Below are 12,245 nucleotides of genomic sequence, written 5' to 3'. Positions count from 1 at the left end.
TTGCCAAGTATATGGAGTCGTAATTTATGGTAGAGCAACTGATACCTGCTGCAGATTTTCTTAAACTTACTCTGGAAAACCCGGATGGCATAGCGCCATTCAAATTTAGCCTGAGCAATGGTATTACTGGGCAGGTTTGGGACAGCGGTGTTATTTGCTTTGAACCCTCGCAAGCAACTACCGACGATGTTGTGCTGTCATGTGGTGTGCATGGTAATGAAACCGCACCGATTGAAATATGTGCTGCCATAGTGCAAGACATTCTGACAGAGCAGTTAACGCCGCAAGTCAGATTGCTGGTGCTATTCGGTAACCCGCCAGCGATTAATGCCGGAGCGCGGGAGATCAGCGAAAACCTGAACCGACTCTTTTCCGGATATCATAGCAAGGGGCCGGGCCTTATCAACGCAGAAAGACACCGGGCCAAAGCGCTGGAGCATTATGTCAGCAAGTTTTATCAGCAGTCACGCGTAACCGATTCAGCTACGCGTAACCGAAGTTTGTATGACTTGCATACCGCTATCCGTGGCTCACGTTTTGAAAAATTCGCGGTTTGTCCATATTTACATGGTAAGCCGTGGCGCCGCGCGGAGTTTGCATTTTTAGCTGCCTGTGATGTTCATACTGTGCTACTGATGCAAACGCCAGCTACTACTTTCAGCTACTACGCATCACATACCCATCAGGCTAATTCGTTTACCATTGAGCTGGGTAAGGTTAAACCCTTTGGTCAGAATGATATGTCGCGCTTTGCTAAAGCTGCCAGCAGTTTAAGGGCGTTAATTTGTAACGAAGCGGTAAAAGCCGGCGCTTACGACGATAAGCAATTTAATATGTATCAGGTTTACCGGTCGATAATTAAACAAACTCAGGATTTCAAACTACACTTTGCCGATGATATTGAAAACTTCACCAGTTACCCGCCCGGAACCTTACTGGCGACAGATGGCGATATTGAATACCGGGTTGAGCAGGAAGGTGAGGCGCTTATTTTTCCAAATGCCAAAGTCGCTATTGGTCAGCGAGCCATGTTAATGGTAGTACCGGCCTCAGTTGCTGATAATCTGATATAAATGACAGTGTTGCCCGCGTGCGCCGGGCTGACAGACAGTAAATATAACCTGACAGCTCAGCCGGTGGTCAGGTTTTTTTGTACCTGGGCACGGTTGCAATGCAGTTTACGTAAAGGTAAAGTTCGCCGCAAATAATGATAATCGACAGCGTGTCCACAACCCAAGAGATTGCTATGACAAACCCTAATAACGCCACCATCACCACGGTGCATACTGCAGCTTTTACTGCCGGTGATGCGTTAAAAATTCCTACTCTGCGAATTTTGCAAGACGATGGCAACCTGTATGATGGTGCCGATAAACCAACAGTTGATAAAGAAACAGCGCTGAAAATGTACGACACCATGGTGTTCACCCGGGTGTTGGATGAGCGGATGCTGGCGGCACAACGCCAGGGCCGGATCAGTTTCTATATGCAATGTCTTGGTGAAGAGGCGACCACTGTTGGCAGTGCTGCTGCGCTGGATGAGCAAGACATGATAATGGCACAGTATCGTGAGCAGGGCGCATTGCGTTACCGCGGTTTTAGCCTGGAACAGTTTATGAATCAGCTGTTTTCTAATGAAAAAGACCTGGGTAAAGGCCGGCAGATGCCAGTGCATTATGGCAGCAAAGATATTTACTATATGACGATTTCATCACCACTTGGCACCCAAATTCCTCAGGCCAGTGGTTATGCCTATGCCCAGAAACTGCGCGGTTTAAATAACACAACTATTTGTTACTTCGGTGAGGGCGCAGCGTCAGAGGGTGATTTTCATGCCGGTCTGAATATGGCGGCGGTGCACAAAGCGCCAGTGCTGTTTTTCTGTCGCAACAATGGCTACGCCATTTCAACGCCGGCCAACGAGCAATTTGTTGGTGATGGTATTGCTTGTCGGGCAGTGGGTTACGGCATGAAAGCGTTGCGGGTAGACGGCGCAGATATTCTTGCCGTTTATCAGGCGACAAAAATGGCCCGCGAGTATGCGCTTAAGCATAACGAGCCGGTATTAATTGAGGCAATGGCCTACCGGTTAGGCGCCCACTCATCCTCAGATGACCCAAGTGGTTATCGTTCAAAAGAAGAAGAGGAATTGTGGCGTAAAACCGACCCGGTATCCCGCTTTCGGTTATGGCTGGTTAAACAAGGCTGGCTCGACGAAGACGCTGACAAAGCGAAAATTGAAAAGCTGCGTACCGAGATCCTCGATGCCCTGAAAGTGGCTGAGAAAGTGGCTAAGCCAGGCATAGAACATTTAATTTCTGATGTGTATCAACAGCCGATCCCGGCATTAGAACAACAATTAGATGAATTAAAACAACATATCAGAAAATACCCGGATGCGTATCCGGTGACGTCGGGGAGAATGGACTAATGGCAAAAATGAATATGCTGCAAGCGATTAATAACGCGCTTGATTTAGCCATGGCTAAAGATGACACCGTGGTGTGTTTTGGGGAAGACGTCGGCCATTTTGGCGGGGTATTTCGGGCTACCAGTAAACTGCAGGAAAAATATGGCAAAGCCCGCTGTTTTAATACGCCATTAACTGAGCAAGGCATTGCCGGTTTCGCTAATGGTATGGCAGCCCAGGGGATGAAGCCGGTAGCGGAAATTCAGTTTGCTGATTACATTTTTCCGGCGTTCGATCAAATCGTCAATGAAACTGCTAAGTTCCGCTATCGCTCAGGTAATGAGTTCAACGTCGGTGGTTTGGTGTTTCGCAGCCCTTATGGCGGCGGTATCGCCGGCGGCCACTATCATAGTCAGTCGCCTGAAGCGTATTTTGCTCATACCCCGGGTTTAAAGGTAGTTATCCCGCGGGATCCCTATCAGGCAAAAGGCTTGTTACTGGCGTCGATTGCCAGCCCGGATCCGGTAATCTTTTTTGAACCGAAAAAACTGTACCGGGCTTCGACCGGTGAAGTGCCCGAGGAATATTACGAAATTGAACTGGGTAAAGCAGAAGTGGTGCAACAAGGCAAAGATGTGACAGTGTTAGCCTGGGGCGCCCAGATGGAAATCGTTGATAAAGCGGTATCGATGGCTCAGGAGCAAGGCGTATCTTGTGAAGTTATCGATTTACGCAGTATTTTACCCTGGGATGCTGATACCGTTGCCGAGTCAGTTCAGAAAACCGGCCGCTTGGTCATTAACCATGAAGCGCCTTTAACCGGTGGCTTTGCCGGTGAAATTGCTGCCACTATTCAGAAAATGTGTTTTCTGCATCTGGAAAGCCCGATTGAGCGGGTGTGTGGGCTCGATACGCCTTATCCGCTGGCGCTGGAAAAAGAGTATGTCGCCGATCATCTTAAAACCTACGAAGCCATTATGCGCTCGGTTAATTTCTAAGGGGATGGCATGAAACAGGATTTTATACTACCGGATATTGGCGAAGGTATCGTTGAGTGCGAAATCGTAGAGTGGTTGGTCAGCGAAGGTGACACCATTAAAGAAGATCAGCCGGTTTGTGATGTGATGACCGATAAAGCGCTGGTGCAAATTCCAGCAGTGCATAATGGCGTGGTAAGCAAGTTGTATTATGCCAAAGGTGAAATTGCTAAAGTGCATGCGCCGCTGTTTGCAATGGAGATTGCTGCCGACGGTGCGTCTGCTGCATCTGCTACAGAAACCAAACCGGTTGCTGACCATGCGCAAGCGTCACCAGCACCAGTCAACACCAATATTGCTCCAGCGTCTGGTAGCAGCACTGAAGACTTTATTCTGCCTGATATTGGCGAAGGTATTGTTGAATGTGAAATTGTCGACTGGTTGGTAGCTGAGGGCGATACCATTGCCGAAGACCAGCCGGTTTGTGATGTGATGACCGACAAAGCCCTGGTGCAAATTCCGGCTAAATATTCCGGCGTGGTCAGTAAACTTTATTATGCCAAGGGCGAGATTGCCAAGGTACATTCGCCGTTATTTGCGATGCAGATAACAGGGCATGCAGCGTCTGCCCCTGCGCCGGCATTAGCAGATCAGCAACCAAAACCACAGTTCGCTGGTAACTCGTCTGCGTCAACGACTGCAGCGACCAGCGGCAAAGCCCTAGCCAGCCCGGCGGTGCGTCGGCTGGCTCGAGAGCTAAGCATCGATCTGGCAAAAGTTCAGGGCTCAGGTGACAAAGGCCGGGTTTACAAAGAAGATGTAAAGGCCTTTGCCGAAGGCACTGCCAAGACAACTAGCAGTAACCAGCCGAAACTCAGCCAGGCTCCAGCTGCAGGTGTTGCCGCCAGCAGTGCTGACAGAGTTGAACCGATTAAAGGCATTAAAGCGGCGATGGCGCGGCAAATGGCAGATTCTGTTGCCACTATTCCGCACTTTACCTATTGCGAAGAAATTGACTTAACTGAGCTGATTGCCTTGCGTTTAAGTCTGAAAGACAGCTACGCCAAACAAGGCGTTAAGCTGACCATGATGCCGTTTTTTATGAAAGCATTATCGCTGGCGATTAAAGACTTTCCGGTACTAAATAGTCAACCTAACAATGACTGCACGGAATTGCGTTATTTCAGCGAGCATAATATTGGCGTAGCAGTCGACTCTAAAGTCGGGTTGCTGGTACCAAATGTTAAGGGTTGCCAAAGCAAGTCAATTGTTGATATTGCCCGTGAGCTGAGCCGCTTAACAGAATCTGCCCGGGAAGGCCGGGTTAGTCCGGCAGATTTAAAAGGCGGTACTATTACCATCTCTAACATTGGCGCTATTGGTGGTACTGTTGCAACGCCCATTATCAATAAGCCGGAAGTGGCAATTGTCGCGCTGGGCAAGGTGCAAAACCTGCCACGCTTTAATGCCAAAGGTGAAGTGGAAGCCCGGCAATTAATGCAGATAAGCTGGTCGGGCGATCATAGGATCATCGATGGTGGCACTATTGCCCGCTTTACTAATTTGTGGAAACAGTACCTTGAGCAGCCATCATCAATGTTGGTCAATATGATTTAAGCAGTTGGCAAGCTAAGCCGTTTCTGATAAAAACCCACGCTAATAGTGGGTTTTTTTATGGTCGTCACGGCTGCCGGCACAGGGAATAAAGATGTACGAATTTGAAGATTTAAGAGTGTTGGTGCAGGCAAAAAGCCCGCTGATTGTCATTGAAACCTACGAAGAGCTGCGGGCGCTGGCGTTAATAAAGCGCCTGGCAGTGAATTTAATGCGGCCGGTTTTTCAGTGGACTATTACCGACGGCCTGCAGCGCACTGACAGGGAAAGCAGCCCGCAGGCTTTTAATACTGAACCCGCGCAGCTGCTGGCTCAGATTAAAGGTACCCGCATACCCGGCATTTATGTGTTGTGTGACTTTCATCCGTTTTTAAATGAGCCACGCCATATCCGCTTTATCAAAGAAATTGCCCAGGCTCATGACAGTCTCGGGCATACTCTTATTTTGCTGAGTTACGCCCTGCAGACGCCGCCTGAGCTGGCGCGGTTAAGTTATCGTTTTCAGCTGTCGCTACCGGGTGAGCAGCAAATAAGACAAATGATCAGTGAAGCTGCAAATAAATACAGCCGTGAACATGGCCAGCTGGTGGAAATGGCGCCAGCAGATATCAGCGCTCTGGTTCAGAATTTACATGGCCTGACTTATGACGAAGCCAAGCGCCTGGCATACAAAGCAATAGCAGATGATGGCGCTATTACCGGTGCCGACATTCCCAGAATTAACCGCGCCAAATTTAACTTACTGCAAAGTAGCGGCACGCTGAACCAGGTTTTTGATACTAAAAGCCTGGATGACGTGGTTGGCCTGGCAAACTTAAAAAGTTGGCTGACAAAGCGGCAAGCGGCATTTTTGCAAAATGGCCGGGATACGCCGAAGGGCATTTTGCTAACAGGGGTGCAGGGAACCGGTAAAAGTCTGGCGGCTAAAGCCATCGCGGGTGCCTGGGCCATTCCTTTGCTGCGGCTGGATATGGCAGCACTGTATAATAAATATATTGGTGAAACAGAAAAGAACCTCAGCCAGGCACTGTCTCAGGCTGATGCGATGGCGCCTTGTGTATTGTGGATAGATGAAATTGAAAAAGGCCTGGCCGGTGGTGATAACGATAATGGGGTTACCCGGCGGATCCTCGGTACCTTGCTAACCTGGATGTCTGAGCGCAGTAAACCGGTATTTTTGGTGGCAACCGCCAATAACATTGAGGAACTGGCACCAGAACTGTTACGGAAGGGCCGCTTCGATGAAATATTTTTTGTCGATTTGCCAGATGATGCACAAATTAAAGCGCTGTTGGCGCTGCATTTAACACGACGTCAACTAAGCCTGAGCGATGCTGAGCTGAGCCAATGTGTGGCTTTGGCACAGGGTTTTTCCGGCGCGGAACTGGAGCAGGCCGTGGTTAGTGCCAGCTACCGGATGCACGGAGATGGCAGCGGTTTTAGTTTAAATCATTTAATGGCTGAACTGGCTGAAACCCAGCCACTTTCAGTGGTGATGGCTGAGCGGGTTGCCGGCTTGCGGCAGTGGGCAAAACAACGTTGTGTGATGGCGTAGCGGGTAGCCTCATTTCCCGTATTTAACAGGAAGCTTATGCCGGATAAGTCCGATAAAACCCCATTGCGTAATTTCTATATACCAGAAGAGCAATCGGTATATTTACTTAATGCCAATGACGCCAAAAAGCTAAAAGACTGGGTGGCACTCTGTATTGAGGAGCTGGAAAAATTAGGTTACCGCCAGATAGAACTTATCGGTAAAGGCGCATACGGCTTTGCTTTTGCAGGGTTGGGCCTGGACGGTGTGTCTTATGTGTTTAAGTTTTCCCGGATCAACTTAGCCCAACATATTCAGGAACGGCTTGCTGACGAAGCTTACATGTTGTCATTGGTGAAACACCCGGCGGTACCGGCATATATAACCTACCAGGTCATAAAAAAGCAGGGCATATTGATGATGGCCCGGGCTAAAGGCCTGGATTTGGAACAATACAGTCTGCAAGTGGGGCGTTTGCCGGTAAGGTTAATCATCGACATTGCGGCGCAGCTGGCCGAACTTCTGTTGTTTTTGCGCCAACAACAGATTGATGGCAACACTGCGCCGATAGTCCATGGCGATATTAAACCGTCAAATCTGGTGTTTGATCAACAAACCGGCCGGATAAGTTTAATTGACTGGGGATCGTCAGTACATGCTCAGCTGGATAGTCAGGGCCAGTATCTGGCTAATAATGTTATGCAGCTGATGTCAGCTGATTTACAGAATTCTAATGCCAGAATGGGGGATGTGTATTTTATCGGCCCTGAGCAGCGAAGCGGCGAGCTATCCAGCCCGCGTTTTGATGAACAGGGCGTGGCCAGTACCTTATACGCCTTAGCGTCGGCGCAGTCTTGTCGGTTTGGCCGCAAAGCAATACCGGCGCGAAGTCTGGGGTTGCCGGTTGAATTTGCCACTATGCTGGACAGCTTGCTGGCCGATGATCAGGAACTACGGCAACAGGCTGGTGACTACTTTATCAGCAGGATGCCGCAGCTTAAACAACTGGTATTGCCGCCGCTGAGTTTGCTGCCAGATAGTGCTATGTTGCCGGTATGGTGCAGCGAACAAACCCTGGAGCTCGACACCGTTGTCTACTCTTCCCGCAAGTCATTTCTGCGGGAGCATCAGGAAGACGCTGATTTGCATTATGTCGATGATGTTCAGCTGGAGCGCTATTATAAAAACTATCTGGAAGGCATGGGGGAAACGGAAAAAGCTTTTATCGCCGCCGTAGGGCGTCTGGCGCGCTATCCGGTGGTAGGCGGTCTTGCTATCCACTGGCAGGCCAGCGGCGTATACATTGACTCCAGCTTAAATCTTTACAATGCCAGCCTGAGAGTCGCCTTTAATCATGCGGTCAATAATGTTGTTAACCTTGGCAGGGCGATTGGTAAATTAGGGGTATTTAAAGCATGTTTGTTTGATGCGCGTAACACCATTCATATTAGCCGGGAAACGATCGAGCAACCCTTTGTCGTTCCTGCTGATGCCAAAATATTGTATCAGGCAGCGCCTGTTCTGAGTCAGGAAGAAGCCAGTAAACAACACTCTTACTTTGAAGATGGTAAAGATCCAGACGAACAGCTGGTATTGCCAGAAGCCATTATGGACGATATAGCTCAGTTAAACCTGATCCGACATACCGGGTGTATTATTTTCGAGGTAACACCGCTGTATATGAAGGTACATAGTTATTATCGTTTGCTGGATAACACAGCCGAACCGGAATTTGCTGCGCTGTTACAAAGTATTCTGGCAAAAGTTCCTCTGATCAGTGGTGAGGGGGTTGGTGGCTTTATGAAGTTACCTTATAAAGACACCCGCTTTTTTGAGCATCAGCGCCAAACCAGCGCCTGTTATTATCCGCCAAATCCAATGCAATTTAGCCCCTGAAAGCTTTGTTTGGATGATTTATAACCAGTTTAGTTAATTCTGCGCAGAATTCATGCTGGTCGAGGCAGTCTTTCACACTAAAAAGGTTTAAATTAGCCATTAAACCAAGTAATGTAGTGCCTTTGATACTAGGTAAACTGAAACCGCAAACCGATGTCTAGCGAAAAACATAATCAATACCACTTGCTGCTGCAGCAAGCGCAGGCGCTGATCGCCGATGAACCCGATGTCATTGCCAATATGGCCAACCTAAGTGCTCTGTTATATAACAGTCTGCCAGATCTAAACTGGGCCGGCTTTTACATTATACGCGAGGGTGAATTAGTACTGGGGCCTTTTCAGGGGCAGGTTGCCTGTGTCAGGATCCCGATTGGTAAGGGGGTCTGTGGCACCGCGGTTGCCAGCGGCGAGGTACAGCTGGTGACAGATGTACATCAGTTTGCCGGACATATTGCCTGTGATGCAGCCAGCAATTCAGAAATTGTCGTTCCGGTGCGATGCAACGACGAAATAATCGCGGTTCTTGATATCGATAGTCCACAACTGGCACGTTTTGATGAGATTGATCAGCAGCATCTGGTCACATTAGTTAAGCTGCTTGAGAAGCGGTTAGCCAAAGCATTATGAAAGACGCACTGACGGTTCAGGATTATTTATTAAACGAGTCTGAAGTCGGCGACTGGGATGGCGAAGAAGAGCTGGTAACGGATAAAATTAACAGCATTATTCACGCGGTTTGGGATGCCTTGCCCGATGACCTGGCAACTGAGCAGATAGAGCGGATAATGCCGCAACTATGGCAGCAACTAGGTAGTGATACCGTTCTGCTTGATGTTGATGAGCATGAATTGACCGGTTGGGCTTTGGTCTATATGCGACAACAAATTGAACTGGGCATTGATGATGCTGAAGCTGCAAATGCAGTAGATGCCGATGTTAATGCAGACGATGAAGAAGAGTGAAATTTTAATGACAACCTCCACTGAAGCTATAAATACAGCCGAAACAACTGCGTCAGAGCAAGAAACGACGGCCAACCAGAGTGAAACCAGTAAACTGGCGAATGTAAAAGAAGTATTGGCATATCTGGAACAACAATTTCCTTTATGCTTTAGTGTTAAAGGTGAAGCTAAGCCCCTTAAAATAGGTATTTTCCAGGATCTTGCTACCAGGCTGGAGCAGGATAGCCTGGTCAGTAAAACCCAGCTAAGGCAAGCGCTGCGGGTTTACACTTCAAGCTGGCGATATCTGGAAGCAATCCAGCCAGGTATTGCCCGCGTAGATTTAGAAGGTGAAGCAGGTGAGCAAATTGATCAGCAGCAAGCTGATCATGCACTTAGTACCCTTACCGAAAGTAAAAATAAAGCAGCAGAGCTGCGCAAAGCGCGGATAGCCGAGCAAAAAGCCAAAGCTAAACCCGCCGCCGACAAAGCCGACAAACCTGCTTACAAAAAAAAGCCGAACAAAACGGCAAATATCAGCTCTAACAGCACTAAGCTAAGCAGTAAAGCAGAGCCAAAGCCTGTCAGCCCAACGGTAACAGCCCCTGCGTTACAAGCTATAGCAAACGAGCAGCTTAAAGTAGGCGCCGGTGTGCTGGTTAAATTAGGCCAGTCACCAATGACGGCGACAGTACTTGAAGTGCACAAAGATGATGTAACTGTGCAGCTGACGTCTGGAATGGTGGTAAAAACCCGTCGGGACAGTTTGTACCAGTCCTGATAAATACAGAGTAGCTTATGAAGAAATTATCCATTTTAGCGGCAAGTTTAATGATGGCTCTGGCTGTTCAGGCTGAGCCCGAAAAAACAGAAGAGACACTGGTATTGCCTGTTATGGCTCAGGCGTCTCATCATGCGACAGCCAGTAAAAGGATAACCGCGCTGTTTACCCGCGGCCATTATGTACCAGTACAACTTAATGATGAATTGTCTGGCCGTATTTTTGATATGTATCTCAAAAATTTAGATTATTACCGTAATGTATTGTTAAAGTCTGATGTTGAAGCATTTTCACGTTTTCGGGATGAATTTGACGACGGTCTGAACAAAGGTAATTTAAATTTTGCGTTCGATATGTTTAATCAAACCCTGGAGCGTCGTGCTGAGAGATTTGATTTTGCCATCAGTTTACTGGCACAGGAGTTTGATTTCAGCAAGGATGACAGCTATCGGTATGATCGTGAAGACGCGCAGTGGCCGGCAGACCAGGCAGAGATGGATGAGCTTTGGCGGCAACGGGTAAAGTTTGATGCGTTGAATTTAAAACTTACCGGTAAAACCGATGATGAAATCAGAGATATCCTGACTAAGCGCTATCGTAACGGTCAAAAGCGGTTGAGCCAGACTAACAGTGAAGATGTTTTTCAGTTAGTTATGAATTCTTTTGGCCGGGCGATTGAAGCTCATACGTCTTATCTGTCTCCCCGCAATGCTGACCGCTTTCAACAGGAAATGAACTTATCGCTGGAAGGCATAGGTGCCGTTTTGCGGGCTGATGAAGACTATACCGTAATCCAGAGCCTGGTGCCTGGCGGCCCTGCGGATCAGACGCAGAAACTAAAGCCTAAAGATAAGATTATTGGTGTGGCACAGGATGCAAAAGATTTCGTTGATGTAATTGGCTGGCGCCTGGACGATGTTGTTGACTTAATTAAAGGCCCGAAAGGAAGTACTGTGCGGCTGCAGGTGTTAGGTGGTAGTGATATCGCTGCTAATAAAGCTGATGTGGTAACAATAGTACGGGATAAAATCCGACTGGAAGACCGCGCTGCTAAAGCAGAACTGTTGGAGCCTAAACTTAACGAACTTGAACAAAATATCGGCGTTATCAGCATTCCTGGTTTTTACAATAACCTGGCCGAAGATGTTAAGAAACTTTTGGTCGAATTAAAAGAGCAAAAAGTAGACGGCATTGTTATTGATTTGCGCGGCAATGGCGGGGGCTCGTTACAGGAAGCGACCTTACTTACCGGTTTATTCATTGACCGCGGTCCTGTCGTGCAGATCAGGCAGGGTGACGGTAAAGTAACTGAATCACCAGATACTGATGGTGTGAGTTACTACGAGGGTCCATTGACCGTGCTGGTCGATCGCTACAGTGCTTCAGCATCTGAGATTTTTGCTGCAGCAATGCAGGACTATGGCCGGGCGCTGATTGTTGGTGAACAAACCTTTGGCAAAGGCACAGTACAGCAGCACCGCGGCCTGGGGCGTATCTATGATATGTTTGAAGAACCGTTGGGAAGTGTTCAGTACACTATTGCCAAGTTTTACCGGATTAATGGTGGTAGTACCCAACACCAGGGAGTGATACCGGATATCCATTTCCCAACGGCTATTGACCCGGCAGAGTGGGGTGAAAGTAAAGAACAACATGCTCTGCCCTGGGATTCAATACCGCCGGCAAATTATGCCAGTGTTAATGATGTTCAGGCGATGGTGCCGGTTCTGCTTGAAAAGCATCAACGGCGGATCAGTAAAGAGCAAGAGTTTACTTATCTGTTGTCTGACATAGCTGATTATCAACAACGGCAAAATGAGAAAACGGTTTCTCTGAATGAAGCGGTCAGGCTCAGTGAGCGGGATAAAGAGAAGGCAGATCAACTGGCCAGGATTAATGAGCGGTTAGCAAGGTTTGAACTTGAAAAGGTTGAATCCGTTGATGATGCGCCAGAACTGATAAGTGAACTGGATCCATTCCTGGAAGAAGCCGCCAGTATTACTACCGACTTACTAATGGTTAGCCGTCTGGCGAAAAAATAATCACAGGTTAATAATAAATAACAAATAAGCGGTATTGATTACCGCTTTTT

Annotated in this window: 10 protein-coding genes; all 10 read left to right on the top strand. The window is 48.0% G+C overall.

All coding sequences use genetic code 11. The features are described from left to right. Positions 1-26 precede the first annotated feature (26 nt). The 10 genes from astE (at position 27) to prc (ending at position 12,195) form a co-directional block, all read left to right on the top strand. Positions 27-1,073 (top strand): succinylglutamate desuccinylase, encoded by a 1,047-nt coding sequence (gene astE / locus H141_RS0100950; RefSeq protein WP_019674368.1) that lies wholly within the window; start codon positions 27-29, stop codon positions 1,071-1,073. A 173-nt stretch (positions 1,074-1,246) separates the two neighbouring features. Further along, positions 1,247-2,431, top strand: a complete 1,185-nt coding sequence (locus H141_RS0100940; protein ID WP_026349142.1) for a thiamine pyrophosphate-dependent dehydrogenase E1 component subunit alpha — start codon at positions 1,247-1,249, stop codon at positions 2,429-2,431. Continuing rightward, positions 2,431-3,408, top strand: a complete 978-nt coding sequence (locus tag H141_RS0100935; protein WP_019674365.1) for an alpha-ketoacid dehydrogenase subunit beta — start codon at positions 2,431-2,433, stop codon at positions 3,406-3,408. Before H141_RS0100940 ends, H141_RS0100935 begins: the two co-directional genes overlap by 1 nt. A 9-nt stretch (positions 3,409-3,417) precedes the next feature. After that, entirely contained in the window at positions 3,418-5,004 is a 1,587-nt protein-coding gene (locus H141_RS0100930; protein WP_019674364.1) for a dihydrolipoyllysine-residue acetyltransferase, read from the top strand. 91 nt (positions 5,005-5,095) lie between these two features. Then, positions 5,096-6,556 carry an AAA family ATPase gene (locus tag H141_RS0100925; RefSeq protein WP_019674363.1) on the top strand — a complete coding sequence of 487 codons (1,461 nt, stop codon included), beginning with the start codon at positions 5,096-5,098 and terminating at the stop codon, positions 6,554-6,556. 36 nt (positions 6,557-6,592) lie between these two features. Then, entirely contained in the window at positions 6,593-8,431 is a 1,839-nt protein-coding gene (locus tag H141_RS0100920) for a protein kinase domain-containing protein (protein WP_019674362.1), read from the top strand. A gap of 153 nt (positions 8,432-8,584) precedes the next feature. Next, complete coding sequence (locus H141_RS0100915; RefSeq protein ID WP_019674361.1) at positions 8,585-9,058, top strand: GAF domain-containing protein; 474 nt, start codon at positions 8,585-8,587, stop codon at positions 9,056-9,058. Further along, on the top strand, positions 9,055-9,393 hold the full coding sequence (locus tag H141_RS0100910; RefSeq protein WP_019674360.1) for a hypothetical protein: 339 nt from the start codon (positions 9,055-9,057) through the stop codon (positions 9,391-9,393). The genes H141_RS0100915 and H141_RS0100910 overlap by 4 nt, the downstream gene beginning before the upstream one ends. 7 nt (positions 9,394-9,400) lie before the next feature. Further along, on the top strand, positions 9,401-10,153 hold the full coding sequence (gene proQ / locus H141_RS0100905) for an RNA chaperone ProQ (RefSeq protein ID WP_033425313.1): 753 nt from the start codon (positions 9,401-9,403) through the stop codon (positions 10,151-10,153). Between the two features lie 17 nt (positions 10,154-10,170). Then, the gene (gene prc, locus H141_RS0100900; RefSeq protein ID WP_026349140.1) at positions 10,171-12,195 is read left to right on the top strand and encodes a carboxy terminal-processing peptidase; all 2,025 of its coding nucleotides are present in this window, start codon (positions 10,171-10,173) and stop codon (positions 12,193-12,195) included. The last annotated feature ends 50 nt before the right edge of the window (positions 12,196-12,245 follow it).

It is taken from the genome of Arsukibacterium perlucidum DSM 18276, from assembly GCF_000382165.1.
GTDB lineage: Bacteria > Pseudomonadota > Gammaproteobacteria > Enterobacterales > Alteromonadaceae > Alishewanella > Alishewanella perlucidum.
The sequence above is the reverse complement of the archived record's forward strand: the minus strand, read 5'-3'. Positions and strand labels throughout refer to the sequence as shown.